Below are 25,555 nucleotides of genomic sequence, written 5' to 3'. Positions count from 1 at the left end.
TCCCATCCTCTCCGGAGGTGAACGTGCTGCAACAGGCATTCAACGGCCTCGTGGGCGGAGCGTTCTACGCCCTGCTCGCCCTGGGCCTCGCCGTCATCTTCGGCATGCTGCGCGTGGTCAACTTCGCCCACGGCGCCTTCTACATGCTCGGCGCGTTCGGCGCCTACATCATGCTCAGCGAGTGGGGCGTGAGCTTCTGGCTGGCGCTCGTGCTGGTCCCCGCCGTGCTCGCCGTCCTGGGGATCGTGCTGGAACGCCTGCTCATCCGCCGCCTGGCCGACCTGGACCCGCTCTACAACTTCCTGCTCACCTTCGGGCTCACCCTCATCCTGCAGGACCTCGTCCGCAGCAGGTACGGCGTGCAGTCCCAGCCCTACCCGCAGCCCGCCGGGCTCACCGGCACGATCGACCTGGGCCCGTTCACCTACCCGGCCTACCAGGTGTTCGTGCTCGCCGTCTCGGTCGCGGTGTGCGTGGCCGTGTGGGCCGTGCTCGCCCGGACCAGGGTGGGCGTGATCGTCCGGGCGGCCACCGAGCGGCCCGAGCTCACCCGTTCGCTCGGCATCGACGTCGGCCGCTGGGTGGCCCCGGTGTTCGGGTTCGGCGTCGCGCTGGCCGGTCTCGCCGGGGTGCTGGCCGCCCCGATGCGCGCGGTCAACCCGCTCATGGGCGCCGACCTGATCATCACGGTGTTCGCGGTCGTGGTGATCGGCGGCCTGGGGTCGATCTTCGGCTCGGTCGCCGCGGGCTTCGCGATCGGGCTCATCGCCGCGATCGGCAACCTCTACGTGCCCGCCCTCTCCCAGACCCTGGTGTTCATCCTGATGGCCGTCGTGCTGCTGTGGCGGCCGGCCGGTCTGTTCGGACGTGAGGAGGCGCTGTCATGACCCGCCCGGCCCTGGCGTCCGGCCGCAGGAACCGGCTCGTCCTGCTGGTCGTCGGCCTGGTGGCGGCGCTGTCGCTGCCCTGGCTGATCTATCCGCCGGTCGCCCTGGACATCGCCTGCTGGGCGCTGTTCGCGGTCGCCGTGGACCTGCTGCTCGGTTACACCGGCCTGCTCTCCTTCGGGCACGCCGCCTTCTGGGGCGGCGCCGCCTACATCTCCGGCCTGATCGCGCTGAACACCGGCCTGCCCTTCCCGGTCGCCGTCCTCGGCGGCGCCGCGGGCGCGGCCCTGCTCGCCCTGCCCATCGGCTACCTGTCCGTACGGCGCAGCGGCATCTACTTCGCGATGGTCACCCTGGCCTTCGCCCAGATGGTCTACTTCGTCGTCAACCAGTGGCGTGACGTCACCGGCGGCGAGAACGGGCTCCAGGGCATCCCCCGGGAGTTCTTCGGCCTGGACCTGTCCGATCCGTTCTACTTCTACTATTTCGCGCTTCCGCTGATCCTGCTGGGACTCCTCGCCGCCTGGCGCATCGTGCACTCGCCGTTCGGCCGGGTGCTGACCGCGATCCGCGACAACCCGGCCCGCGCCCGCGCGCTCGGCTACCCGGTGGACCGGTACAAGCTGCTGGTCTTCGTCCTGTCCGCCGCGCTGTCCGGCCTGGCCGGCGGCCTGTTCGCGATCAGCCACGGCTTCTCCTCGCTCCAGGAGGTGAACTGGACCACCTCCGGAAACGTGATCATGATGGTGGTGCTCGGCGGCATCGGCACGCTGTGGGGCAGCGTCATCGGCGCGGCCCTGGTCGTGGAGCTCAACGACTATCTCGCCACCGCCGGCTTCGAGGAGATCGGGCTGGTGACCGGCGCCATCTTCGTCGTCATGGTGCTGCTCTTCCGCAAGGGCATCTGGGGGACGGCGCGCGACGCGCTGCGCCGCCGGGAGGCCCGGCCGTCCGGGGAGGATCCCGAGCCGGACGCGTCCGCCGAGGCGGGCACGCCCGCCGCGCCCGTGGAACGGGCCGGCCGGTGATCCTTCCGGCGTCTCCCGTGTCTCCTGTGTCTGTGCCGAGTCTCACGTCGAATGTGCCCAGGGGGGCCAAGTGGTGGCAGAAATGACGAAGCAGACGGCCGTGCGCGCCGTGCCGGACCTCGACCTGACCGGCAGGCGGGCGCTGGTGACCGGCGGCGCCCGCGGCATCGGCCGGGCCTGCGCCCAGCGGCTGGCCGCGGCCGGCGCCGAGGTGGTGATCGCCGACCTGCACCGGGACGCGGCCGAGGAGGTCGCCCGGGAGATCGGCGGCATCGCGCAGGCGGCGGACCTCGCCGACCCGGCCGCGATCGACCGGCTCGACTGCTCGGTCGACATCCTGGTGAACAACGCCGGCCTGCAGCACGTGGCCCCGCTGACCGAGTTCCCGCCCGAGCTGTTCAGCCGGATTCTCGCCGTCATGGTGGAGGCGCCCTTCCGCCTCACCCAGCGCGCCCTGCCCGGCATGTACGAGCGGGGCTGGGGCCGGATCGTCAACATCTCCTCGGTGCACGGGCTGCGCGCCTCGCCCTTCAAGTCGGCCTACGTCACGGCCAAGCACGGCCTGGAGGGCCTGTCGAAGGTGATCGCCGTGGAGGGCGCGCCGTACGGTGTCACGTCCAACTGCGTGAGCCCGGCCTACGTGCGCACGCCGCTGGTGGAGGGCCAGATCGCCGACCAGGCGAAGGCCCACGACCTGCCGCCGGACGAAGTCGTGGAACGGGTAATGTTGACCCGTTCCGCGGTGAAACGTCTGATAGAGCCGGAGGAGGTGGCCGAGGTCGTCGCCTTCCTGTGCACCGAGCAGGCTTCGATGGTGACCGGCGCCTCGCTGACGATCGACGGCGGATGGACCGCCCAGTAGCAGGCGCGGGCCGCAGGACGTCCGAGCCGTTCCTGGAACTCCTGGCCCGCGAGGCTTCCCCGGTCGAGTTCGAGGGACCGCTGATCGAGGCCAGGGCGGCCGGGGCGAGCCGCGAGGCGATCGAGGACCTCGAACGCCGCAAGCTGGTCGCCCTCCAGGTCCGCTCCCTGCTGCGGCACCGCGCACGGCGAGAGGCGGAGCTGTCCGCGCTGTTCGACACCGCGGGCGACCTCGCCGCCCTGCGCGACGTGGACGCGGTGCTCGACGCGATCGTGCGCCGCGCCCGCCAGCTCCTCAACACCGACCTGTCCTACATGACCCTGCACGACGGCGAGCGGGGCGACACCTATATGCGGGTGACCGACGGGTCGGTGTCGGCGGCCTTCCAGCGGCTGCGGCTGCCGATGGGCGCCGGCCTCGGCGGGCTGGTCGCGCAGAGCGGCGTGCCGTACGCGACCGCCGACTACTTCAACGACGAGCGGTTCCAGCACCTGAACGGGATCGACGTCGCGGTGCGGGAAGAGGGCCTGGTCGGCATCATCGGCGTGCCCATGCTGCTCGGCGGCCAGGTCATCGGGGTGCTGTTCGCCGCCGACCGCAGCCCCCGGCCGTTCGCCCAGGAGGAGGTGGCGCTGCTGTGCTCGCTCGCCGCGCACGCCGCCATCGCCATCGACAACGCCAGGCTGCTCCAGGAGACCCGCACCGCGCTGGAGGAGCTGAGCCAGGCCAACGAGTTCATCCGGGCGCACAGCGCCGACGTCGAGCGCGCGGCGCAGGCCCATGACCGGATGACCGACGTCGTGGTGCGCGGCGGCGGCGTGGCCGACGTGGCGGCCGTGGTCACCGACGTGCTCGGCGGCGCGCTCCTCGTGCTGGACGCCGACGGCCGCCGCCTCGCCGACGTCGGCGCGATCGGCGACCTGGACGACGCCGAGGTCGGCAGGGCCGTCGCCTCCTCCAGGGTGCTCGGCCGCTGCGTCCAGCGCGGCGACCTGTGGGTCACCTCCGTCGCCACCGGCACCGAGACCCTCGGCACGCTGGTCCTGCGCACCCGCGCCGACGTGACCGCCACCGACCAGCGCATCCTGGAACGCGCCGCGCTCGTCACCGCGCTGCTCCTGCTGTTCCAGCGCAGCGTCACCGACACCGAGGCCCGGGTGCGCGGCGAGCTCCTCGACGACATCATCGCCGGCCGGGTCGCCGACGCCGACGGCCTGGCCCGCCGCGCCAGGCGGCTCGGCGTGGACGTCGAGGCGCCGCACGTGGTGGTCGTGGGCCGGATCGACGCCGACGACGAGGGCCACCGGCGGCGGGCCGCGTTCTGGGCCGCCTCGCACGCCGCGGCCAACCACGGCCTGGCCGCCTCCCGGGGCGCGGAGATCGTCCTCATGCTCCCGGGAGACCAGCCGGGCCTGGCCGCCCGCCAGGTGGCCAAGGAGCTGACCTCCGGCCTCGGCAGCGTCGCCACGGCCGGCGCGGCGGGACCGGTCGGCCCCGAGGGCATCCCCGCCGCGTTCGAGGAGGCGCGCAGGTGCGCCGACGCCCTCCAGGCGCTGGGCCGCACCGGCGAGGGCGCGGGCGCCGGAGAACTGGGCTTCGTCGGCCTGCTCATCAGCGACCGGCGCGACGTGTCCGCGTTCGTGACCCAGGTGATCGGACCGGTGCTCGACTACGACAGCCGCCGCCGCACCGCCCTCATCCAGACCCTGCGCACCTACTTCACCACAGGATGCAGTCAGTCCAGGACGGCCGAGCAGATGCACATCCACGTCAACACGGTCATCCAGCGGCTTGACCGGGTCGGCCGCCTCCTCGGCGAGGGCTGGCAGGACTCCGAACGCGCCCTGGAGATCCAGCTCGCCCTGCGCCTGCACGCCCTGCGCTCGGCCCACCTGTAGCGCGCCCGGCCCCGGAAGCAGCTGCGCGCGCGGCCCGCCGGGGCGGGCTCGGCGCCGCGTCAGCCGCGCAGGTAGGTGAGCACGGCGAGGACGCGGCGGTGGTCGTCGGGGGCGGGGGAAGGTCCTCTGCTCGACGTACTGGGACAGGATCAGCACGGGCAGACCGGGGTGACGGCGGCGCAGGTCGAGGGCCGCGCGCAGCCCTTCGTCGCGGAACTCCGGCGGCATGCGGATATCGGTGATCACGATGTCCGGCGGGTCCTCGGACACGGCGGCGAGCAGCCCCGCCGCGTCGGCCACCGCCCGGACACCGTGCCCGAAATGGGTGAGGATGTGGGTGAGCCCCTCGCGCAGCAGGGCGGAATCCTCTGCGACGACTACACGCACGGCAGCTCCACGCCCAGTACTGTAGGCCCGCCCGCGGGGCTGGTCAGGGTGATCCGCCCGTTGAGCACGGAAACGCGGTCGGCCAGCCCGACCAGCCCGCTGCCCCGCCCCGAGTCGGCTCCGCCGGCGCCGTCGTCCCGGACCTCCAGCACCAGCACGCCGCCCCGCAGCCGCGCCCCGACCCAGGCCTGCTCCGCCCCGCTGTGCCTGCTCACGTTGGTGAGAGCCTCGCCGACGACGAACCAGGCGGCCGCCTCCACCGGCGCGGGCAGCCGGATGGGCAGGTCGACGCCGACATGGACCGGCACGGCACAGCGGTCGGCCAGCTCGGCCACGGCCGGGGCCAGGCCGTGCTCGGTCAGGACCTGGGGATGGCCCAGGGCGCCCGCGACCACGTCACCGCCCCGGTCGCCGTCGTCGCGGCCGGGGCGGCGGCGCTGCCGGACACGGTCGCGGCGGCGGCGCGCCGGGCGCCGGGCGTGACGGCCGCCGTGCGGGTCAAGCGGACCTCCGCCTACGACCGGGAGGACGGCATGGTCCGGCAGCGCGCCGCCTGGTACGTGGACGGCCCGGACGTGACGCGGGTGTTGCGCCTGCCCGTCACGGCGGGTTCGGCGGCCGGCCTGACCGGCGGCGCGGTCGCGGTGGCCCAGACGGTGGCCGACGCCCACGGCTGGCGGGTGGGCTCCCAGGCGACGCTCCGGCTCGGCGACGGCGCCGCCGTACGGCTGCGCGTGGCCGCGACGTACCGGGACCGGCTGGGGCTGCCCGCCTTCCTGCTGGCCTGGCCGCTGGCCTCCGGGCACACTGCGGTGCCCGCACCCGACGCGGTCTACCTGGCCCTCGCCCCCAAGGCCACCGCCACCGCCACCACCGCCACCGCCACCCCCACCGCCACCACCGCCAGCGCCGCCGCCGTGATCGAGGCGGTCGAGGCGGCCGTGCGGCCTCTCGGCGGGACGGTGGTCCCCACCGCCGTCCACCTGGCCGCGGTGGACGCCGAGTTCGACTCGCTCGCCCGCCTGGCGCTTCTCGCGATCATCGGCATGGCCGTCGTCTACACCGGCATCTCCGTCGCCAACGTGCACCTGATGGCCGCCACCGGCCGCGCCCACGATCTGACCACGCTCCGGCTCGCCGGCGCGACCTGGGGCCGGCTCTTCATGATCGCGGGGTGCGAGGCGGCCCTCACCGGCGTCGCCGGCGCGCTTCTCGCCTGCCTGGTCACGGCGGCGACCCTCGCCGCGGTCGCGGTCGCGGTGCGACCCCTCGTGTCCACCGTGCCGCTCGCGATCCCCTGGCCGCCCCTGCTCGCGACGGCCGCCGCCTGCGTCATCGCGGCCCTCCTCGCCGGGCTGCTGCCGATGGCCGGAGGCGCCCGCCGCCGGTGAGGACCGGCCGTGGACGGGGGGCGGCCCGATTCGGTTACGCTTCGCGCCTGAAGTATGGGAGCACGAGGGAAACGCGGGCCCGCGTGCTCCCGTCGCGGCCAGAGGTATTCACCCCCTATTAAGGAGCCATCGACCGATGGAGGAGATCGACCGCCGGATCGTGACGCTGCTGGCCGCCGACGGGCGGATGAGCTTCACCGATCTGGCCAGGGAGACCGGGTTGTCCGTGTCGGCCGTGCACCAGCGGGTGCGACGGCTGGAGAAGCGCGGAGTGATCCGCGGGTACGCGGCGCTGGTCGACCACGACGCGATCGGCCTCCCGCTCACCGCCTTCGTGTCGATCAAGCCGATCGACCCCTCCGCGCCGGACGACGTGCCCGAGCGGCTCACCCACCTGGCCGCGATCGAGTCGTGCTACAGCGTGGCGGGGGAGGAGAGCTACATCCTCAAGGTACGGGTCACCTCCCCGCTGGGCCTGGAGGAGCTGTTGCAGCAGATCCGCGCCTCGGCCAACGTCTCGACCCGGACGACGGTGGTGCTCAGCATCCCCTACGAGCACCGCGCGCCCGGTCTCACGCCGGGCGAGGAGGCGAACGGCCCCGCCTGACACGCCCGCCGTCTGACACGTCCCCGCCGCCGGTCGCGCTCCCTGGGGGGCCGGTTGTCCGTTCGCCGGTGGCGGCCGTGCGGCTTCAAGCTGGCGGACCATGTTCTAGAACAGAATTCGGTTACGATGCGGACAGGTCTCATGCTCGACCTGCCCCACGGGCCAGACACGCTCGACGTGCTGCGGGCCAAGGTGCGCGCCGCCGTCGGTCGCGCCCCGCAGGCGTGCCCGGCACCGCGGTCGCCTCGACCTACCCGCGGCCCCCGCGGCGCTCGCCCAGCAGGCGCTGACCGTCCACACCGCCCCGGCGGGCGGCTCGCGCTCGGCGTGGGCCTGTCGCACAGGGCGACCCGGACCGAGCCGGGCCGCACCCGGAACCTGCTGAAGACCCTGCTGTGACGCGGGAACCGATGCCCCGGGACCGGCCGGACCGGGACATCGGGACGGAAGAAGGGCGAACGTCACCGGCGAAGCAAAATGTGGACGCTTGGGGGAGGGGAAAACTCGACGGACCTGCTAGGGTGAGAGTTTGTCGTCACAACAAGCACACAGGCCCGGAGACTCCCATTACCACCAATATTAACGGAGCGGCGGCTCGCCGTCAAGCAGAGCTGGCCAAGGAGCAGGACTACGTGTCGCGGCTCTACCGGCGACTCGACGCCTTGCGCGAGCACACGCGGCGGCAACTGGACGGCGTGCTCGCCCAGGGCGGGGGAGGCACGATGCAGAACCGCTCCGAGCGTGACTCCTTCGCCGACATGTACGCCCAGCGCCTGGCGCGGCTGTGGGCGGTGGAGAGCGGCCTGTGCTTCGGCCGCCTCGACCACGCCGACCAGACCTCCCTCTACGTCGGCCGGATCGGGCTCTCCGACGACGAGCGGCGGCTGCTGATCGACTGGCGCGCGCCGGTCGCCCAGCCGTTCTACCGGGCCACCCCCGCCGCGCCGATGGGCGTCACCCGGCGCAGGCACCTGCAGACCAGGGAACGGCGGGTGACCGGGATCGACGACGACCTGCTCGACCTGGACAACCTCGCCGACGCCGACCGTGCCACGCTGAACGGCGAGGCCGCCCTGCTCGCCTCGCTCGGCGCGGCGCGCACCGGCCGCATGCGCGACATCGTCGCCACCATCCAGGCCGAGCAGGACCGGATCATCCGCGCCGACCTCGGCGGCGTCCTGGTGGTCCAGGGCGGCCCGGGCACCGGCAAGACCGTCGTCGCCCTGCACCGCGCGGCCTACCTGCTCTACACGCACAGGGACAAGCTCGCCAAACGCGGCGTGCTCATCCTCGGCCCCAACCTCACCTTCCTGCGCTACATCGAGCAGGTGCTGCCCTCCCTCGGCGAGACCGACGTGCTGCTGTCCACCGTGGGCGAGCTGTACCCGGGGATCACCGCCAGGGCCGTGGAGCCCGCCGCCGTCGCCGCGGTCAAGGGGGACGCGCGGATGGCGGGCGTCATCGCGCGGGCCGTACGCGACCGGCAGCGGGTGCCGCGCCGGCCCGTGGAGATCGACCTCGGCGACCGCCGGCTCGTCCTGGACGGGCGCGCCTTCGAGGCGGCCAGGAACAAGGCCGCGCGCTCGCGCCGGGGACACAACGAGGCCCGCGCGGTCTTCGTACGGCACCTGCTCAACGCGCTGGCCCGCCAGTCGGCCAAGCAACTCGGCCGGGGCGTCATCGACGACGAGGAACTCGCCGACATCCGTGAGGAACTGCGCACCGAGCCCGCCGTACGCGCCGCGCTGAACAAGATGTGGCCCTACCTCACCCCGCAGCAGCTCCTCATCGGCCTCTACACCTCCCCCGAGCGGATCGGCTACGCCGCCGCGGACCTCACCCCCGACGAGCGGGCCCTGCTGCGCCGCGAGCCGCCGCGGGCCGGCGCGGACTACTGGACCGAGGCCGACGTGCCGCTGCTCGACGAGGCGGCCGAACTGCTCGGCGACATCGACGAGCACGTGCTGCGGGCCAGCGCGTGGATGGCGGAGGAGGAGCGCGCCGCGGCCAGGGAGGCCGAGGAGGAGGAGCGCGAGCTGCAGCTCAAGTACGCCAAGGAGGTGCTGGAGCTGACCGGCATGGCCGACATCATGGACGCCGAGCGGTTCGCCTCCCGGCACACCGGCGACGCCGACTACCGCACCACCGCCGAGCGCGCCGCCGCCGACCGCACCTGGACCTTCGGCTACGTGATCGTGGACGAGGCCCAGGAGCTGTCCCCGATGGCCTGGCGGGCGGTGATGCGCCGCTGCCCCGCCAGGGCCATGACCATCGTCGGTGACATCGCCCAGACCGGTTCCACCGTCGCCCCGCGCTCCTGGGCCGAGATGCTCGCCCCCTACACCCAGGGCCGCCACCGCGAGGAGACCCTCACCGTCAACTACCGCACCCCCGCCGAGCTGATGGCGGTCGCCGCCGACGTGCTGCGGCTCATCGGCCCGGAGCTGAAAGTGCCCTCCTCGGTGCGCGAGGCCGGCGCCGCGCCGTGGGCGCTGGAGGCGGCGCCGGCGGACGTGGGCGAGATCGCCGGCGAGGAGGCCGCCGGAGAGGGACGGCTGGCGGTGCTCGTCCCCCGCTCGCTCGCGGCCGAGGTGGGCGCGGCGGTGACCGCGTCGGTGCCGGGCGCGGTGGCCGGGCCCGGCGCCGCCGCGCTGGACGCGCCGGCCGCCGTGCTCACCGTCGCCGACGCCAAGGGGCTGGAGTTCGACTCGGTGATCGTGGTGGAGCCGGGGCTGATCCTGACCGAGTCCCCGCGCGGCGCCGGCGACCTGTACGTGGCGCTGACCCGGGCCACCCAGCGCCTCGGCGTGGTGCACACCGGACGGCTCCCGCAGGTCCTCTCCCGGCTGAACGGACACCCCGGACACCCCGGACGGCTCGGCGGCCGGTAGGGGCCGCGTGTCGCCGCTCCGGCGTGGCACCACCCGGGGCGGCGGCCTTCCGCGCCCCTCGCGTCCCCGGAACCGGGGCCCGGCGAAGCGGCGCCCTGCGGCCTCTTGACCGTCTTCGTGGCCCACTCGCCCACGGGGTCCTCGTACATGGCGCTGTAGGCGGTGCTGCCGTCCTTGTTCTCGTTCGGTTTGGGGTTGCCCGGTTCCGTGCTCCTTGCGTGCGCCGGCCGTTGACCGGTGGATGACCGGTAAGCGGCGGAACGGGGGGCGGCGGCAGGGGGATTCCGGAGACTCGGCCACTCCCTGTCATCGGCCGACAAACGGCTGCCGGCCTGCGGATTCGCTGTCTCCCGGATCGGCAAAAGAAGGCCACAGCCAAACATTGCTTTCTCGCTGATCGGGGCACGGTTGACATCTGAGCTGAGGTCGGTAGTTTGCTGCGCAGTCCAGCACGGGACTGGCCGGTTGGCCGTCTCTGACATCGTCGGATCCTGCGCCCGTGACGGAGTGCGACTTCGTCCGTACAGCCAGGCGCAGGGCCGGTGATCCGTCGAGTCGGGGCACCCCAGCCGGGCGGGGGGTTGGACCCGGGACGGGCCCGGATGCCCAGTAGACAACGGAGTTCCGAGCTCGCCGCCGACGGGACGGATCCGGTCCGAAGGGTCTCCGGGCCCTCTTCCCGTTCCGTGCAGGTCACCGCACGCGTCGGGTGACCCTGGTGGCGGCCGGCCATCGGGGTCACCCCGCGACGCGGCGCCGATCGCGGTCCGGGGGCGCGATCGCGGCGGACGGCGCCGGAAATCAGGGCGTACCCCTTTCGTGCCACCGGGTTCGGGAAACGCACCCGGGAGCGGTAGCGTTTCGGCTATACGGTCAGGAGCACCCGCCGGCGGCGCCCCGACCAGTGCCGACGCAAGGAGAGCCCCCTCTCGTGGTGCAGGACAAGACTGGCGCCCCGGCCGCCGCCCCGGCCGCCGTGACACCCCCCGAGACGACAGCCGCGACACCGCGGGGCGCGGCCTTCCCCGGCGGTCTTCCCGCGCGGGTGGCCGCCGCCGTCGCCGGCGGCCTTGCGCTGTTCCTCGCCTTCCCGCCGATCAGCCTGTGGTTCCTGGCGCCCCTCGGCATCGCGCTGCTGACCCTGTCGGTGCGCGGCGTCCGCCTCCGGCGGGCCCTGTGGCTGGGCTACGTCGGCGGCGCGGCGTTCCTGCTGCCCACGCTGGCCTGGGTGCGCCCGATCGGGTACGACGCCTGGGCGGGCCTGGTCGCCATCGAGAGCCTCTACTACGCCGTGATGAGCGTGGGGGTCGCGCTGGTCTGCCGGCTGCGCTGGTGGCCGCTGTGGGCCGCCTGCCTGTGGGTGCCGACGGAGTGGGCGCGCGGCGCCTTCCCGTTCGGCGGCTTCCCGTGGGCGCGGGTCGGCTTCAGTCAGGGCGAGTCGGTCTTCACGCCCTACGCCGCGCTCGGCGGCGTTCCGCTGGTCACCTTCGCCGTGGCCCTGTGCGGCACGCTGATCGCCCTGACCCTGGCCTCCGTACGGCGGGGCCAGGCGCGCGACGCGGGCCGCTCTCGCGGGCTCACGCGTCTCCTGGCGCTGCCGGTGGCCGGGGCGCTGGCCGTTCCGCTGCTCGCCTACGCCGTGCAGCGGCCGGGCGGGGAGGGCGGCCGGACGGTGAACGTCGGCATCGTCCAGGGCAACGTGCCGGGCCGCGGCATGACCCCGATGGGCGACGAGCCCGCCGTGGTGCTGCGCAACCACACCGGCAAGCTGCACGAGATGGCCCAGGCGGTCCGCGAGGGCAAGCTGCCCAGGCCCGACCTGGTCGCCCTGCCCGAGAACTCCACCGACATCGACCCCTACCGTGACGCCTACGCCAACGCCACCATAGACGCGGCGGTCAAGGACGTCGGAGTGCCCGTCCTGGTCGGCGCGGTCGTCGCGATCGGCGACGAGCACCGGGCGACCCGCAGCCTGGTCTGGGACCCGGCCACCGGCCCGGGCGCCTTCTACGACAAGCAGAAACTGGTGCCCTTCGGTGAGTTCACCCCCATGAAGGACATCGTGCTGAAGCTGTTCCAGCGGGCCAACCTGGTGGGACGCCAGTCGGTGGCCGGCGACCGGGACGGCGACCTCAGGATGGGCCCGGTCACCGTCGGCGCGGTCAACTGCTATGAGGTGGCCTTCGACGGCGTGGTCCGCGGCACCGTGCGGGCCGGCGGCTCGCCGCTGGTCGTGCAGACCAACAACGCCACGTACGCCCTGACCAACCTGCCCCCGCAGCAGCTCGCCATGTCCCAGCTCCGCGCGGTGGAGCACAACCGCCCGGTGATCACGGCGGCGACCACGGGGATCTCCGCCTACGTCACCCCCGATGGTCATGTGGCCTGGGAGACGCGGGAACTCGTCCCCGACATGAATGTAGTGACTGTCCCGGTACGTACCGAATTGACCATCGCCACGAGGGTGGGCGCGGCGCCCGAATGGGCACTCATAGCACTGGGCGCCGGCGCCGTGGCCGCCGCGTTCTGGCAGGGCAGGAGACGCCGGGGCGAACTCGCGGAAGGCGGGGACTCGTGATGGAGCGGATGCTGGGCAGGGTCCTGGTGATCGTCCCGACGTACAACGAACGGGACAACCTTCCGCAGATCGCCGCGAGGCTCCGGGCCGCCGTGCCCGAGGTGCACCTGCTCGTCGTCGACGACGCCAGCCCCGACGGCACGGGCGAGATCGCCGACGCGCTCGCCGCCGGGGACGACCACGTGCACGTGCTGCACCGGGAGGCCAAGCAGGGTCTCGGCGCCGCCTACATCGCCGGATTCCGCTGGGGTCTGCGGGAGGGCTACGACGTCCTGGTCGAGATGGACGCCGACGGCTCCCACCAGCCCGAAGAGCTGCCCAGGCTGTTCGACGCGCTGCTGGACGGGGCCGACCTGGTGATCGGGTCGCGGTGGGTGCCGGGCGGCAAGGTGGTCAACTGGCCCGGCTCGCGGGAGTTCCTGTCCCGCGGCGCCAACCTCTACACCCGGATGATGCTGGGCGTGCCGGTCCGCGACGCCACGGCCGGGTTCCGGGTCTACCGCGCGGGCACCCTGGAGAAGATCGGCCTGGACGACGTCGAGTCGCAGGGCTACTGCTTCCAGGTCGACCTCACCCTGCGCACGGTCCGCAACCGGCTGCGGGTGACCGAGGTGCCCATCACCTTCGTCGACCGCACGGCCGGCCAGAGCAAGATGAGCCGGAACGTCGTGGCCGAGGCCCTGTGGCGGGTCACCGTCTGGGGCGTCACCGGGCTCCCCGGCCGCTTCGGCCGCCCCCGCTGACCGGCGGCACCGCCCCGCACCCCCGGGATCCGCCCGCGTAGGCTGGTGGAGAGGCGTTCCACGACCGAGCGCGGAGATCCTGAAGGCGCGCCGCCGGGCCCGGCCCGGCCGCCCGCCGGGGAAGAAGGATCCGATGCACGCGACCGAGACCCACCCGGTGCGCAGCGCCCAGCGGGTCATCGACGAACTCCAGGCCCGCGGGGTGCGGTACATCTTCGGGGTGCCCGGAGCGAAGATCGACCAGGTGTACGACGCCCTGGCCGACGGGGGACCCCGCCTGGTCGTGTGCCGCCACGAGCAGAACGCCGCGTTCATGGCCGCGGCCGTCGGCCGGCTGACCGGCATCCCGGGCGTCGTCCTGGTCACCTCGGGCCCCGGCACCGCCAACCTCGCCACCGGCCTGGTCACGGCCGACACCGAAGGCGACCCCGTGCTGGCGCTGTGCGGCGCGGTGCCGCGCGCCGGGCGGCTCAAGCGCACCCACCAGTCGATGAACGCCGAGACGCTGCTGGCGGCGGTCACCAAGTACACCGGCGAGGTCGACGACCCCGACAACGTGCCGGAGGCGGTGGCCAACGCCCTGCGCGCCGCGGTGACCGAACCCCGCGGCGCGGCCGCCCTCATCCTGCCGAGCGACGTCATGGCCGCCCCCACCGCCGAGCGCATCGCCAGGCCGCCGGCCGTGGGAGCCCTCGGCCCCGCCCCGGCCGCCGGCGTCGAACGGGCCGCGCGGCTGATCCGCTCGGCCCGCAGGCCGGCCCTGCTCGCCGGCGCGCGCGGCGCGGGACCCGCCGCCTCCGCCGCGGTGCGCGCGCTGCTGGCCGGCATCCCCGGCCTGCCGCTGGTGGAGACCTTCCAGGCGGCGGGCCTGGTGTCCAGGGAGCTGGAGTCGCACTACCTGGGCAGGGTCGGGCTGTTCAGGAACCAGCCCGGCGACATGGTCATCGGCGCCGCGGACGTCGTCGTCACCGTCGGCTTCGACCCGGTCGAGTACGACCCCGCCCTGTGGAACGCCGGAGCCCGGGAGATCGTGCACGTCGACTCGATCCCGGCCCAGATCGACAACCGGTACCAGCCCGCCCTGGAACTGCGCGGCGACGTCGCGGCCACGGTCGGCGAGCTGGACCGCGCGCTGACCGGTCTCACCCTGAACGACGAGCACCGGATGGAGATCGCCGCCCAGCGCCAGGCCCTCGCCGCGATCGACGACATCGCCGGGAGCCGCGACCACGGCCTGACCGGGATGAACCCGACGGCCCTGGTGCTGCGGCTGCGCGAGGAGCTCGCCGACGACGCGACGGTGACCTGCGACGTGGGCTCCAACTACGTCTACATGGCCCGCCACTTCCGCGCCTACCGGCCGCGCCACCTGCTGTTCAGCAACGGCCAGCAGACGCTCGGCGTCGCCCTGCCGTGGGCGATCGCCGCGACGCTCGTCCGCCCCGGCACGCAGGTCGTCTCGGTCTCCGGCGACGGCGGCTTCCTGTACTCCTCCATGGAACTCGACACCGCGGTACGCCTGGGGGCGACGTTCACCCACGTGATCATGCGGGACAACGGCTATGACATGGTGGGATTCCAGCAACTCCTCAAGTTCGGCCGCAAGGTCGGCGTCGAGCTGGGCGACCTCGACGTCGTCAGGTACGCCGAGGCGTTCGGGGCGCACGGCCACCGGGTGCGCTCCTCGGAGGAGTTCGTCCCCACGCTGAGGCGGGCCCTCGCCGAACCCGGCCCCTCCGTCGTCGACGTGCCGGTCGACTACACCCACAACACCGAGCTGTACGCCCATCTGTCCGACGATCCCTTCGAATAGCCGCATCGGGAGGCAGCGATGAAGGAGCCCGCCGCGCGCGACCGCTTCGGCGCGTGGGTGCGCACCGTGCTGGCGCACCACCACGGAGGCGGCGGCGACCCGGACGTCTCCCGCGTGATCTACCAGACCTCGACGATCGGCGCCCTGCTCGACGGCATCTACGTCGGCGACGTGACCGTCGCCGAGCTTCTCACCCACGGCGACTTCGGGCTCGGCACGTTCAACCGGCTCGACGGCGAGATGGTCGTCCTCGACGGCGTCTGCCACCATCTGCGCTCCGACGGCCGCGCCACCGTCGCCGCCCCCGGCGAGCGCACCCCGTTCGCCGTCGTCACCGGCTTCCGCCCCGAGACCCGCCTGTCCGTGACGTCCCCGGCCGGCAGGGACGCCGTCGTCGCGCTCATCGACCGGGCCGTCGGCACGAACAACCTCATCCAGGCCGTCCGGATCGACGGGACGTTCGCCCGGATGCGGACCAGGACGGTCATGGCCCAGACGCCGCCCTACCCGCCGCTGACCCGGGCGACGGAGAACGAACCGGTCACCGACCTCACCGGCGTCACCGGCACCCTGGCGGGCTTCCGCACCCCGGACTACGAGCAGGGCATCTCGGTGGCCGGCTACCACCTGCACTTCCTCGACGCCTCGCACCGCCGCGGCGGGCACGCGCTGGACTTCGAGCTGGCGCATGGGGAGATAGCGGTCGGCAGCTCGTCGGAGCTGCACCTGAGCCTGCCCAGGACGGAGGCGTTCCTGAACGCGAGGCTGTCCCTGGAGAACATCGCGGCACACGTCAGGAAGGCGGAAGGCGGCTGAGGGGGAGCCGGGGAGGAGGCCACGCCCCACGGCCCGCGGCGGGGCCGATACTTCGAGGACCCCCGATCGGCCGCACCCGCTCGGGCGCGCCGCCGGGACCGGATCCACTTCGCCCGCGGTGCGCCGTGCGCGGTTGCCGGTATCGGATCGGTTTTGCCTGCGGCGCGCCGTGCGCGGTTGTCGCTACCGGATCGGCTTCGCCCGTGGCGTGCCGAGGCGGCGGGGGCTGCGAAGATCGGCGGGTGGTTTTGCGCCGGCGTGGAACGCCGGGGCGGGTTTCGACGTTGAGTCTCCTATACGGCTGCCGCGTTGATTGAGGAAGAGATGCGCCTACTGTTGTTCCTCGCGTTCCTGGTGGTCCCGGTCCTGGAGATCTGGGTGCTCATCCAGGTCGGAGAGGTCATCGGGGGATGGCCCACCGTGGCGCTGCTGCTGGCCGACAGCCTGCTGGGCGCGTGGCTGGTGCGCCGGGAGGGCCGCCGCGTCTGGCGCAGCCTGCAGGACGCGCTGACCTCGGGCCGGATGCCCGACCGCGAGCTGGCCGACGCCGGCGCCGTGCTGGCCGGTGGCGCGCTGCTGCTGACCCCCGGCTTCGTCACCGACATCGCCGGCTTCCTGGCCGTGCTGCCCTTCACCCGGCCCGCCGTGCGCAGGCTCGCCCGCTGGTTCTTCACCCGGCGGATGAAGGCGATGGCCGCCGCGGCGCAGCGGCAGGGCGCCGCCGGATCCCCGTTCGGCCAGGTGCCGTTCGGCGGCTCACCGTTCGGCGGCCCTTTCGCCGAGCGCGAGGACAACCGCGGCCCGGTCATCCACGGCCAGGTCATCCGCGAGCAGGACCGGGACGAAGACCCCCGCCCGCCGCAACAGCGGCTGCCCTGACCGCCCTGACCATGGGGCGGCCCGGCGAGCTCGCCTCCAACCGACGTGCAGAGCAGGAGTGGCAGGGCGTGCTGACCGACGCCGACCGGCGGAGCCTAACCCCGATCTTTCACTCGAACATGACCCCGTACGGCGAGATCCAGCTGCGAACCGATCGCCGCCTGGAGCTGACCAGTCTGCCGGGCGAAGCGGGGCTTGATCAGCAACCGAACGGCCAGCGGCTTTAACGAGCCGTGGGGTTCGGGTCCTCGCCACTGGCCGTTCCGGTGCAGGTAGGCACTCTCGGGATGCGGATGCGGGTGTTCGCCCGCGTCCGCACCGTCGTGTCCTCTGGGCTGGCGATTGTGGCCCGGTCAACGTCGTGCCAGCCAGTCGGCGATGTCGGTGACCACGGCCGCGTCGACGTGCTGGGGCTTGTCGTAGTCCGCGGGCGTGGACGGGCCTGAGCCGGGGAAGAACAGGTGGTCGTCGGCGTCGTAGACGCGGATGGTGACGTCCGTACGGTGGGCGAGGCCTGCCTGCCAGCCCGCGAGGTCGTCGGCGACGGTCACCTGGTAGTCGCGGCCGCCCTGCAGGATGAGCATCGGCTTGTCCAGCGCGGCCGCGGTCGCGACCGGGTCGTAGCCGCGCAAGTCCAACCAGTACGCTCCCGAAAAGCCGAATGGCAGGTCCGCGGCGGGTGTCTCGGCCGACAGCTGAGGGCTGTCGACGAGTGCGGCCTGCCGCGTGATCGCCTCGACCGCGGCCTGCGCACCGGGATCGAGCGAGGCGAGATGGCGGACGACGCGAACGGCGGCCCGGTGCATCGGCTGGGTGTCACCGGCCAAGATCACCAGCCCGGCCACGGACGGCTCGGCGGCGGCGACCCGCGGGGCGACCTTGCCGCCCATGCTGTGGCCCACGACAAACACCCGCCCGGCGTCGACGGCCGGGCGGCGCTGGAGCAGGCGGATGGCCGCGACGGCGTGCGGGACGTACTCGTCGCTCATCGTGAAGTCCGAGATTGCCGCCACCTGGGCGGCGTGGGTGTGGGTCACCTCGTGATCCTGCCCCTGTTGACCAACCAGCCAACGCCGGACCGCACACAGCACCTGTTCAGCCCGATCTTCTTCCCGGTCGAACAGCCACCCGCCGACTCCGAATCGGGCCCAGATCGTCCTGACCCATGTGCGTGATAAGCACATCAGCAAGGCCGGCGCAACGAGCGCCGCCGGGCGGTCGGCATGAGCGCCGTGGCGAAGGTCACCGCCCTGCGCGGTGGAGGCGTCAGCCTCGCCGCGGCCGCCGACGCCTTCCTCCTCCCGGACGGCAGCACACGCACGCAGGGCCCGCTGTTCCTGTCCGAACGCCGCCCGGTCCCCGCCCGCCGTCCGGCGGCCGCCGACATCTGCCCGCACACCGGCCGCGCCCGCCTCGGCTACGACCGCGCCCGCGTCCTGCTGGAGAAGTACGCCGGGCTCGACCTGCACCAGCTGCGCCACAGCGCCGCCACCCACCTCGGCGAAGCCGAAGTCCCGCTGCAGCTCATCATGACACTCGCATAGCCAATGACATGGCACTCCGTTCGGTGCTCGTTGACGACCCCAGGCCAGGTGCCGGGCGGCTGGTGTCGCGTACCAGCGGGTGCGGTCGCGCGACCGGCAGCGCGTCCAGCCCCGCCGCGGAGTGCCACGTTAACTTGACACCTCCTCCCATCGCCGGTCATCGCCGGCTGCGGCGGGGATGGCGTTGTCGATGAGGACGGCGGCGATGGCGGCGGCGGTGGGGAAGGCGTCGGCGTTGAGGACCCGGGTGCGGGCCGCGGCGCCGTCGATGAGCAGGGCGAGCTGCTCGCCGAGCTGTTCGGGGTCGGCGGCGCCGGCTTCGCGGGCGGTGTCGGCGAACCGCGCGGCGACGGCTTTCTTGTAGTCGCGTGCGTACTGGGACGCGGGGTGCTGGGGGTCGTGGAGTTCAACGGCGGCGGCGATGAAGGGGCACAGGGGGGTGGTGGGGGGGATGTCGAAGGCGGCGAGGAGCCGTTCGCGGGGCGTGAGGTCGGTGCGGTCGAACACGCCGGACAGAACGGAGGGGTCGAACCGGCGCAGGTACTCGGCGACGATTTCGTCCTTGCCGGTGAAGTGCTGGTAGGCCGTGCGCTTGGACACCTCGGCCGCCGCGCAAAGCTCGTTCATGCCGGTGCGGTTGACGCCCTGCTCGCGGAACAGCTGCTGGGACGCACTGAGGATGCGCTCGCGGGCGCCCCGGCCGCGACGGCGGCCCTTGGGGCCCTTCTCCATCTCCGTCATGGGTCCATGGTACGCCGCTGGGTAACGACCGGTGTACATAGTTTGCGTCCCGGCCGTCCACCCCGTACCGTAAGCACACAGATCGGTGTACATAACATCGTCACCCCTGGTGCGCAGGGCACCACCGACCCAAGGGAGCGACTATGGGAAAGCTTGACGGCAAGGTCGCGGTCATCACCGGCGGCACCAGCGGCATGGCGCTGGCCGGCGCGAAGCTGTTCGTCGATGAGGGAGCGCACGTCTTCATCACCGGCCGCCGCCAGGAGGCCCTGGACGAGGCCGTGAAGCAGATCGGCCGCAACGTCACCGGCGTCCGGGGCGACGCTGCCGACCTGGACGACCTGGACCGCCTGTACGACACCGTCAAGCGGGAGAAGGGAAGCCTCGACGTGCTGTGGGCCAGCGCCGGAGGGGGCGAGCCCGCCCCGCTCGGCGAGATCACCGAGGCCCAGTTCGACACCTGGTTCGGGCTCAACGCCCGCGGCACCCTGTTCACCGTCCAGAAGGCCCTCCCGCTCTTCAACGACGGCGGCTCCATCCTCATGACCGGCTCCAACGCCTCCCTCGGCGCCTTCCCCGGCTGGAGCGTCTACGCCGGCAGCAAGGCCGTCCAACAAGCCTGGGCCCGAATCTGGCTCAACGAGCTCAAGGACCGCCGCATCCGCGTCAACGTCCTGACCCCCGGCCAGGTCGCCACTGCCAAGCAGGAAGAACTCTTCGACGAGGCCACCAAGCGCCAGTTCGAGTCCCTCATCCCCCGTGGCCAGATGGGCCGCCCCGACGAAATCGCCACCGTCGCCCTCTTCCTCGCCTCCGACGACTCCAGCTACGTCAACGGCATGGAACTCGTCGCCGACGGCGGCACCACCGCCATCTGAACCGACAACACACAACCCCAGGGCAGGACATCTTATGAGCAACATCAGCATCATCGGCACCGGGAACATGGCTCGCACCATCGGCGCGCGGGCGGTAGCGGGCGGCAACACCGTCGAGGTCATGGGCCGCGATCAGTCCAAGGCCGCTGACCTGGCCAAGGCTCTCGGCGGCAGCGCCACGACGGGAGAATGGGGCACCGCCCCGGCGGGGGACATCGTCATCGTGGCCTTGTTGTACGACAGTGTCGTGCCGGTCGTCGCTCAGTACGGAGACGCTCTCGCGGGCAAGGTCATCGTCGACATCAGCAATCCCTTCAATTCCACGTTCGACGGGCTAGCCCACCGCGAGGAGACCTCGATCGCGCAGGAAGTCGCCAAGGCGGCCCCGGCCGGCGCCAGCGTGGTGAAGGCGTTCAACACCATCTTCCGTCATGTCCTGGAGAAGGGTCGGCCCGACGTCTTCATCGCCGGCGATAACGCGCAGGCCAAGGCAAGTGTGGAGGCGTTCATCGAGAGCCTCGGGCTGCGCCCGCTGGACGTCGGCGGCCTGAAAATGGCGCACTGGCTGGAAGGCGCGGGCGTGGTCACGGTGGGCCTCGCCAACCACGGGGTGGGGAACCTGGACTTCGCCCTCAGCATCACCGAACTTCCCGTCTGAGCAAACGGTTGACGGATCACCGAATTGCTGGTGTCGCACCACGTAGCGGGTGCTCTCGGGGTCCAGTGGCATGCCCGGCATGCTAAGATCGCCTACGCTCTCACCGCTGAGATCGAGGGCGCCCGGGAGATGTCGAGCAGCGTGCTCACTCCCCGGCTTCGTCGTCCTCGTCCAGCCCAGGCGCGTCCGGGTCGCGCAGCGGGCGTAGGGCGCCGGCGGCCGGGACGCTGGCGGTGAAGCTGTAGTGGCCGAGCAGGTTCACATTGCGGTGCTTGAGCGGGGAAAGCCGGGCGATGTCCTCCTCGCGGATCTCGTGGCCCTCGGCCTGGAGCTGGGCGACGGCGGCGTCGATGTAGCGGGTCGTCCAGAGCGCGCGCCGCCCGCGATGCCGAGCTGCGCCGGCCAGGTGCTCGATCACGACCCACGGCACGTCTGGCGGGTCGTCCGGGAGGAACCGGCCGATGTAGCGCACCGTGCACATCTGGAGAGCGAACCCGAGCCGACTGTGGTCCCCGCGCCGCTTCGCGATCAGCTTGCGGTCCTCGTCATCCAGGAAGAAGAACCGCTCCAGCTCCGGTCGCGACAGGGCCGGGCGGCCACTCCTGCCACCTCGGCACGTTCGCGCCCAGAAGCGATCGCGGCTTGCCTCAGCCGGACGGCAGGCGTGCCGGGGTCCGGGAGTGGCCGGTCAGGGTGTATCCGGGGGTGACCGCGATGAGGTCGCCGTCCTCCCTGGTGGCGCTGACCAGGTGAGGAGGTCGGGGCGTGCCCTTTTCGACGGCCACTTGCAGTTTGACGGTGTCCCCGCTGGGAGCCAGGACGGCGACTCGCGGGCCGCCGGCGGCGATCGCCGGTGCGCGACCGGTCCACAGCGTGCCCCGTGCGTACCCGGCGGGCAGCGTGGAGGTGTCATGGCCGGACACGTACTGCCTGGTCCACGGGGGCGGGGCCGCGTCGGCGCTGACCCAGTGGGCGGTGCGGGTGTCGGCGTCCATGACGTACGCCAGGTGTCTGCGCTGCGGTCGGTCGGCGTCGAAGTCGTCCACCACGAGCCCGGTGGCGACCAGCACCGCCGCGAGGAGAAGGGCCGTCAAGGGTGCTGCGAGGACGGCGGCACGTCTCGGCCGGGTGGCGAGATCGGGCAGGAGCAGTTCCGCGATCGGCACGACGATCAGCCCGAACAGTGCCAGTACCAGCGCGCTCACCCCGCCGAGCGCCAGCCCCATCCCGTCAAAGGCGTCCCCGGCCAGGGACGGCAGCAGCATCGCGGCCGTGACCGGACCCGGCATCGCCACGACCGTCCGCGCCCAGGCCGGCGTACGGAGCAGGAGTGCGGCCAGCCAGCCGAGCGCGCCCACGAGCGCCGGCAGGGCGAAGAGGAAAGACGCCCCGGGAGCGGCCTGGGCGCACAGCGAGCCCAGCCCGGCGAACCAGGTCAGCGCCCCGACCGCCAGCGCCGCCGGACCGAGCCCGCGCCGCAGAAGCAGATACCAGCCGAGAACCGCCGACGCGCACAGGACCACGATCGCCGCCTGGTACGGGCGCGGGCTGTGCAGCAGACCGCCCATCAGGTCGTAGGCGGGCCGCCAGGCCACCAGCAGTTGCCACAGTCCTTGCGCCAACGCGGCCGACACCACCAACGGCACCAGCGCCGAGACCGTCGCCGCGATCAGCCGGGGCAGGCTCAGCAGGCGCCTGACGCGGGCCAGCACCGCCAGGCCGGCTACCGCGACGACGGCCAGCAACGCCAGCGGCCAGACGAGCTGGTTCGGATACGTGATCATGGTGCCGAGCGCGCGGAAGTAGGTGGCGTCGTGGTCGGGGGCCGGCATCCGCAGGTCCGCGTCGCCGAGGGCACGGGTCAGCGCCAGCATGTTGGTGCCGTGGTGTTGCAGGCTGCCCGGGTTGAGGTTGGCGATGGAGTCGTTCGCGGTGTGGTAGAGCGAGGAGCGCTGGATGTAGGCGAAGTTCATGCCGCTGAAGCCGGCCCTGGTCAGCGGGGTGAAGTCGGTGTTGTTGGGCAGCAGCCGATACAGCTCGGCCATGGCGGAGTGCCCTCGCGGAGCGGGGACGGCGTTGACGAAGGTCTCGACCAGGCGGGCGTTGTTCGCGGAGGTCTGGAACATCAGCGAGGGGCCGCTGACCCCGCGGGCCTCCCAGTTCAGCAGCACGCCTCCGGCCTTGCCCACGGGATGTTCGCGAGCGAAGGCCTCGGCGCCGAGCACGCCGTCCTCTTCACCGTCCGACATGAGCAGCACGATGTCGTTCCGCGGGCCGGGACCGGCGCGCAGCGCCCGGACGGTCTCGATCATCGCGGCCACCGCCGCGCCGTCGTCGGAGGCGCCCGGTCCCATGGCCGCGGAGTCGTGGTGCGCGGCGATGAGCACGGTGCCGGTCGAGTCCGTTCCCCGCAGCCCGGCCACGATGTTGTCGACCTGGCCGAACGCCGCCAGCCCCGCCGCGGTTGCGATCCGCAAGGCGGCCCAGGCCAAGGACAACCCCGCTGACTTGATCAATGTGGCGCTGGAGGAGCTGGTTCGCGCCGAGTGTGAGTTGCCCGGCTACACGACGCTGGATGAGATGACCAAGAAAATCCGCACCGAGGTGAACCGCGGATTCTTCACGCTGCTGTCCAGCCGGGTCGACTCCGGAGCCCAGGCGAGGCTGGCCCGGCTGCTGCTGGTCGACCCCATCACCCGGCGCAGCGCGTACGACGGGTTGAAGGACGCGGCGCAGGCGGTGTCGCTCAACAAGTTCAAGGGCCGTCTGGCGTTCCTGCGGGGACTGGACGCCCCCGGGCCGACCGAGGCGTGGCTGGAGGGGATCCCGCCGGGGAAGATCGCGCATTTCGCCGGAGAGGCGAGGGTCACCGATGTCGCGGACCTACGGAAGGTGCTGGATGAGGACAAGGGCATCACATTGATCGTGAGCCTGCTGCACACGGCGCGGACCGGGGTGCGGCGCGGTCAGGACGATCACGCTCTTGCGGTGTTTGTCGGAGACCTTTGCGAGCAGATCACCCAGGTCACCGACCGAAACGAGTCCTTCCACAACTTCGCCGACTGGCTGATGTTCGGCGGCAAGCTCATCGGCCACAACGATCCCGACTACCACGAGAAGATCATCACGTTCGACGAGTTGCCGGCCAACTGCGTCATTTACTCGACCGCTCGGGACATCACGGACGCGGCCAACGCCAGCGCCGCCGACGGCCACCCCGTCGACCTCGATGACCTGGCCACCGTCTCGCCCTACATCACCCACGTCATCCGCCGGTTCGGCAACTGGATCCTCAACCTGACCCCGCCGGTCGCCAACCCCACCACCCGACTCGACCTCGAGTCCCTAGTCCTCTTCGCCCCATAACCGGCGGCTCGCTCGCCGCTGCGGGTGTTCTTCGGCACCGAAGGGCTGCGGATGACCCAGCAGGCCTACGCCAAGCGGCTCAAGACGTCGGCCGACTGGGAGAAGCCGTCAGCGGCGGCTCACTGACCGCTTGGCCTCCTGACCGTTCGGCCCGGACGTCCCTCGGCGTCCGGGCCGCGGTCAGCCACAGGCCGGTGAGTACGGCGCAGGCCAGCGTCACGGCACCCGCCGCAAGGAAGGCGCTGTTGAGGCCGGATTCGAAGGAGGCGCCGCCGGACTCCCGCGTGTGGACGATCGCCCCGAGCACCGCCACGCCGAGCACCGCGCCGATCTGCCGGGTGGTGCTGCTGACGCCCGAGGCGAGGCCGCCCTCCTGCGGGCTGACCGCCTGGATTGCGGCCCCGGTCAGCGGCGACATGGTGAGAGCGAACCCGATGCCGACGACCGCCAGCCGCCACCACACGTTCCCGTAGCCGGTATCGGCGTGGACGAAGCCCAGCGCCAGCAGCCCCAGCCCGGCGAGCGCCAGGCCGATGCTGACGACGACACGGAAGCCGTACCTGGCCGCGAACCGGCCCGCGTACGGGCTGACGATCACCATGGCCAGCGAGACGGGCAAGGTCTGCAGGCCGGCCACCAGGATCGAAGTGCCCTGGACGTAGACGAAGAACTGGGAGAAGAAGAACGACGACCCCATCAGCGCGAACCCGACCACGACCATCGCCGTGTTGGACACCGTGAACAGCCGCTGACGGAACAGCCGCAGTGGCAGCATCGGCGTCGGCACCCGAGCCTCGACCACGACGAACGCGGCCAGGAGCACCAGTCCGGCGGCGAAACTGCCCAGGATCACCGGCGAGGTCCAGCCTCGGGAACCGCCCTCGATCAGGCCGTAGGTCACAGCGCCCACGCCCGCGGCGGACAGGACCGTGCCGGGGACGTCGATCGGCGGTGCGCTCGGGTTGTGGGACTCTCCCAGCACGCGCAGCCCGGCCAACAGCAGGACCGCCCCGATGGGCACGTTGACCAGGAAGATGGCGGGCCAGCCGAAGGACTCCACCAGGATCCCGCCCGCCAGCGGTCCGGCGGCCAGGCCGATGCCGCTGAACCCGGCCCACAACCCGATCGCTCTGACGCGCTCTCGCGGGGCGGGATACGCGGCGGCGAGCAGCGCTAGTGAGGCGGGGCTCAGTGCCGCGGCCCCGACGCCCTGCAGTACCCGCCCGGCGATCAGCCAGCCGATCGAGGGCGCGAGCGCACACACCACCGACGCGGCCGTGAACACCACCACCCCGGCCAGGAACACCCGCCTGCGGCCGAACCGGTCGGCGAAGACGCCGCCCGACAGCAGCAGCATGGCTACCAGCAGCACGTAGGCGTCGACGATCCACTGCAGGCCGGTCAGCCCGGTGTGGAGCCGCTGCTGCATGTCGGGCAGGGCGGCGCCGACGATCGTGTTGTCGAGCAGCACCATGAACTGACCTGCGCAGGTCAGGGTGAGCAACGCTTTCACGCACATCTCTCCTAAAGGCAGTTGATGACTGCGTTAACATAGGCTCACATAGGCTCTAACGCAAGTCTCGACTGC

General features: G+C 72.3%; 24 protein-coding genes and 2 pseudogenes. 18 read left to right on the top strand and 8 right to left on the bottom strand.

Annotated features, from left to right (window positions below; translation table 11 throughout):
- Window positions 1-17 precede the first annotated feature (17 nt).
- From QSK26_RS10390 to QSK26_RS10375, 4 genes are all read left to right on the top strand, one after another.
- Complete coding sequence (locus QSK26_RS10390) at window positions 18-887, top strand: branched-chain amino acid ABC transporter permease (protein ID WP_285774829.1); 870 nt, start codon at window positions 18-20, stop codon at window positions 885-887.
- A complete protein-coding gene (locus QSK26_RS10385) occupies window positions 884-1,915 on the top strand; it encodes a branched-chain amino acid ABC transporter permease (RefSeq protein WP_285774828.1) in 1,032 nt (343 codons plus the stop codon). Before QSK26_RS10390 ends, QSK26_RS10385 begins: the two co-directional genes overlap by 4 nt.
- An 82-nt stretch (window positions 1,916-1,997) precedes the next feature.
- On the top strand, window positions 1,998-2,777 hold the full coding sequence (locus tag QSK26_RS10380) for a 3-hydroxybutyrate dehydrogenase (protein WP_285774827.1): 780 nt from the start codon (window positions 1,998-2,000) through the stop codon (window positions 2,775-2,777).
- On the top strand, window positions 2,762-4,675 hold the full coding sequence (locus QSK26_RS10375) for a helix-turn-helix domain-containing protein (RefSeq protein WP_285774826.1): 1,914 nt from the start codon (window positions 2,762-2,764) through the stop codon (window positions 4,673-4,675). Before QSK26_RS10380 ends, QSK26_RS10375 begins: the two co-directional genes overlap by 16 nt.
- A 126-nt stretch (window positions 4,676-4,801) precedes the next feature.
- On the opposite strand, the pseudogene QSK26_RS10370 reads toward QSK26_RS10375, so the two are convergent.
- Window positions 4,802-5,062, bottom strand: a pseudogene (locus QSK26_RS10370) (response regulator); the annotation flags it as partial.
- On the bottom strand, window positions 5,053-5,457 hold the full coding sequence (locus QSK26_RS10365; RefSeq protein WP_285774825.1) for a sensor histidine kinase: 405 nt from the start codon (window positions 5,455-5,457) through the stop codon (window positions 5,053-5,055). The pseudogene QSK26_RS10370 and the gene QSK26_RS10365, both read right to left, overlap by 10 nt.
- Here QSK26_RS10365 and QSK26_RS10360 point away from each other — a divergent pair.
- The 10 genes from QSK26_RS10360 to QSK26_RS10315 all read left to right on the top strand — a co-directional run bounded on the left by QSK26_RS10360 (window position 5,434) and on the right by QSK26_RS10315 (window position 17,007).
- Window positions 5,434-6,453 carry an FtsX-like permease family protein gene (locus QSK26_RS10360; RefSeq protein ID WP_285774824.1) on the top strand — a complete coding sequence of 340 codons (1,020 nt, stop codon included), beginning with the start codon at window positions 5,434-5,436 and terminating at the stop codon, window positions 6,451-6,453. The genes QSK26_RS10365 and QSK26_RS10360 overlap by 24 nt on opposite strands.
- Window positions 6,454-6,589: 136 nt before the next feature.
- Window positions 6,590-7,060: an Lrp/AsnC family transcriptional regulator gene (locus QSK26_RS10355; RefSeq protein ID WP_285774823.1), complete on the top strand. Its 471-nt coding sequence runs from the start codon at window positions 6,590-6,592 to the stop codon at window positions 7,058-7,060.
- Window positions 7,061-7,201: 141 nt separating this feature from the next.
- Window positions 7,202-7,459, top strand: coding sequence for a hypothetical protein (locus QSK26_RS10350; protein ID WP_285774822.1), 258 nt, complete (start codon window positions 7,202-7,204; stop codon window positions 7,457-7,459).
- Window positions 7,460-7,539: 80 nt separating this feature from the next.
- The gene (locus tag QSK26_RS10345) at window positions 7,540-9,951 is read left to right on the top strand and encodes a HelD family protein (RefSeq protein WP_502888690.1); all 2,412 of its coding nucleotides are present in this window, start codon (window positions 7,540-7,542) and stop codon (window positions 9,949-9,951) included.
- 934 nt (window positions 9,952-10,885) lie between these two features.
- Window positions 10,886-12,529 (top strand): apolipoprotein N-acyltransferase, encoded by a 1,644-nt coding sequence (lnt, locus tag QSK26_RS10340; protein WP_285774821.1) that lies wholly within the window; start codon window positions 10,886-10,888, stop codon window positions 12,527-12,529.
- Window positions 12,529-13,272, top strand: a complete 744-nt coding sequence (locus QSK26_RS10335; protein WP_285774820.1) for a polyprenol monophosphomannose synthase — start codon at window positions 12,529-12,531, stop codon at window positions 13,270-13,272. The genes lnt and QSK26_RS10335 overlap by 1 nt, the downstream gene beginning before the upstream one ends.
- Window positions 13,273-13,405: 133 nt before the next feature.
- Window positions 13,406-15,085 (top strand): acetolactate synthase AlsS, encoded by a 1,680-nt coding sequence (alsS, locus tag QSK26_RS10330; RefSeq protein WP_285774819.1) that lies wholly within the window; start codon window positions 13,406-13,408, stop codon window positions 15,083-15,085.
- Between the two features lie 18 nt (window positions 15,086-15,103).
- Window positions 15,104-15,901 carry an acetolactate decarboxylase gene (gene budA / locus QSK26_RS10325; RefSeq protein WP_285774818.1) on the top strand — a complete coding sequence of 266 codons (798 nt, stop codon included), beginning with the start codon at window positions 15,104-15,106 and terminating at the stop codon, window positions 15,899-15,901.
- Between the two features lie 324 nt (window positions 15,902-16,225).
- Window positions 16,226-16,780, top strand: coding sequence for an FxsA family protein (locus tag QSK26_RS10320; RefSeq protein WP_285774817.1), 555 nt, complete (start codon window positions 16,226-16,228; stop codon window positions 16,778-16,780).
- A gap of 68 nt (window positions 16,781-16,848) precedes the next feature.
- Complete coding sequence (locus QSK26_RS10315; RefSeq protein ID WP_285774816.1) at window positions 16,849-17,007, top strand: hypothetical protein; 159 nt, start codon at window positions 16,849-16,851, stop codon at window positions 17,005-17,007.
- Between the two features lie 126 nt (window positions 17,008-17,133).
- Here the strand turns inward: QSK26_RS10315 and QSK26_RS10310 are convergent, their stop codons facing one another.
- Window positions 17,134-17,817, bottom strand: a complete 684-nt coding sequence (locus QSK26_RS10310) for an alpha/beta hydrolase family protein (RefSeq protein WP_285774815.1) — start codon at window positions 17,815-17,817, stop codon at window positions 17,134-17,136.
- Window positions 17,818-18,003: 186 nt separating this feature from the next.
- On the opposite strand from QSK26_RS10310, the gene QSK26_RS10305 reads away from it, so the two are divergent.
- Window positions 18,004-18,324 (top strand): hypothetical protein, encoded by a 321-nt coding sequence (locus tag QSK26_RS10305; protein WP_285774814.1) that lies wholly within the window; start codon window positions 18,004-18,006, stop codon window positions 18,322-18,324.
- A gap of 129 nt (window positions 18,325-18,453) precedes the next feature.
- Here the strand turns inward: QSK26_RS10305 and QSK26_RS10300 are convergent, their stop codons facing one another.
- Window positions 18,454-19,065: a TetR/AcrR family transcriptional regulator gene (locus QSK26_RS10300; RefSeq protein ID WP_285774813.1), complete on the bottom strand. Its 612-nt coding sequence runs from the start codon at window positions 19,063-19,065 to the stop codon at window positions 18,454-18,456.
- Window positions 19,066-19,208: 143 nt separating this feature from the next.
- Here QSK26_RS10300 and QSK26_RS10295 point away from each other — a divergent pair, with 143 nt between their 5' ends.
- Complete coding sequence (locus QSK26_RS10295; RefSeq protein ID WP_285774812.1) at window positions 19,209-19,943, top strand: SDR family NAD(P)-dependent oxidoreductase; 735 nt, start codon at window positions 19,209-19,211, stop codon at window positions 19,941-19,943.
- 34 nt (window positions 19,944-19,977) lie between these two features.
- Window positions 19,978-20,601: an NADPH-dependent F420 reductase gene (locus QSK26_RS10290; RefSeq protein ID WP_285774811.1), complete on the top strand. Its 624-nt coding sequence runs from the start codon at window positions 19,978-19,980 to the stop codon at window positions 20,599-20,601.
- 145 nt (window positions 20,602-20,746) lie between these two features.
- Here QSK26_RS10290 and QSK26_RS10285 read toward each other — a convergent pair whose 3' ends face one another.
- From QSK26_RS10285 to QSK26_RS10275, 3 genes and pseudogenes are all read right to left on the bottom strand, one after another.
- Complete coding sequence (locus tag QSK26_RS10285) at window positions 20,747-21,019, bottom strand: Tn3 family transposase (RefSeq protein ID WP_502888694.1); 273 nt, start codon at window positions 21,017-21,019, stop codon at window positions 20,747-20,749.
- Window positions 20,999-21,184, bottom strand: a pseudogene (locus QSK26_RS10280) (DUF4158 domain-containing protein); the annotation flags it as partial. The pseudogene QSK26_RS10280 and the gene QSK26_RS10285, both read right to left, overlap by 21 nt.
- A 64-nt stretch (window positions 21,185-21,248) precedes the next feature.
- Window positions 21,249-23,078, bottom strand: a complete 1,830-nt coding sequence (locus QSK26_RS10275) for a M28 family peptidase (RefSeq protein WP_285774810.1) — start codon at window positions 23,076-23,078, stop codon at window positions 21,249-21,251.
- Here QSK26_RS10275 and QSK26_RS10270 point away from each other — a divergent pair.
- On the top strand, window positions 23,026-23,967 hold the full coding sequence (locus QSK26_RS10270; protein ID WP_285774809.1) for a Tn3 family transposase: 942 nt from the start codon (window positions 23,026-23,028) through the stop codon (window positions 23,965-23,967). The two genes, QSK26_RS10275 and QSK26_RS10270, sit on opposite strands and share 53 nt — an antisense overlap.
- Window positions 23,968-24,046: 79 nt before the next feature.
- Here QSK26_RS10270 and QSK26_RS10265 read toward each other — a convergent pair whose 3' ends face one another.
- Window positions 24,047-25,480, bottom strand: a complete 1,434-nt coding sequence (locus QSK26_RS10265; protein ID WP_285774808.1) for an MFS transporter — start codon at window positions 25,478-25,480, stop codon at window positions 24,047-24,049.
- Window positions 25,481-25,555 lie beyond the last annotated feature (75 nt).

The organism is Microtetraspora sp. NBRC 13810, assembly GCF_030268685.1.
Classification (GTDB): Bacteria; Actinomycetota; Actinomycetes; order Streptosporangiales; family Streptosporangiaceae; genus BSRQ01.
Note: the sequence above shows the minus strand (reverse complement) of the source record. Positions and strands in the feature narration are given on the sequence as shown.

Bases quoted from the DNA above. Each gene is read 5' to 3' on its own strand.
- QSK26_RS10385 (WP_285774828.1), top strand. From the start codon at position 884: ATGACCCGCCCGGCCCTGGCGTCCGGCCGCAGGAACCGGCTCGTCCTG.
- QSK26_RS10380 (WP_285774827.1), top strand. From the start codon at position 1,998: ATGACGAAGCAGACGGCCGTGCGCGCCGTGCCGGACCTCGACCTGACC.
- QSK26_RS10375 (WP_285774826.1), top strand. From the start codon at position 2,762: ATGGACCGCCCAGTAGCAGGCGCGGGCCGCAGGACGTCCGAGCCGTTC.
- QSK26_RS10360 (WP_285774824.1), top strand. From the start codon at position 5,434: ATGGCCCAGGGCGCCCGCGACCACGTCACCGCCCCGGTCGCCGTCGTC.
- QSK26_RS10355 (WP_285774823.1), top strand. From the start codon at position 6,590: ATGGAGGAGATCGACCGCCGGATCGTGACGCTGCTGGCCGCCGACGGG.
- QSK26_RS10350 (WP_285774822.1), top strand. From the start codon at position 7,202: ATGCTCGACCTGCCCCACGGGCCAGACACGCTCGACGTGCTGCGGGCC.
- QSK26_RS10335 (WP_285774820.1), top strand. From the start codon at position 12,529: ATGGAGCGGATGCTGGGCAGGGTCCTGGTGATCGTCCCGACGTACAAC.
- alsS (WP_285774819.1), top strand. From the start codon at position 13,406: ATGCACGCGACCGAGACCCACCCGGTGCGCAGCGCCCAGCGGGTCATC.
- budA (WP_285774818.1), top strand. From the start codon at position 15,104: ATGAAGGAGCCCGCCGCGCGCGACCGCTTCGGCGCGTGGGTGCGCACC.
- QSK26_RS10320 (WP_285774817.1), top strand. From the start codon at position 16,226: ATGCGCCTACTGTTGTTCCTCGCGTTCCTGGTGGTCCCGGTCCTGGAG.
- QSK26_RS10305 (WP_285774814.1), top strand. From the start codon at position 18,004: ATGAGCGCCGTGGCGAAGGTCACCGCCCTGCGCGGTGGAGGCGTCAGC.
- QSK26_RS10300 (WP_285774813.1), bottom strand. From the start codon at position 19,065: ATGACGGAGATGGAGAAGGGCCCCAAGGGCCGCCGTCGCGGCCGGGGC.
- QSK26_RS10295 (WP_285774812.1), top strand. From the start codon at position 19,209: ATGGGAAAGCTTGACGGCAAGGTCGCGGTCATCACCGGCGGCACCAGC.
- QSK26_RS10290 (WP_285774811.1), top strand. From the start codon at position 19,978: ATGAGCAACATCAGCATCATCGGCACCGGGAACATGGCTCGCACCATC.
- QSK26_RS10270 (WP_285774809.1), top strand. From the start codon at position 23,026: ATGTTGTCGACCTGGCCGAACGCCGCCAGCCCCGCCGCGGTTGCGATC.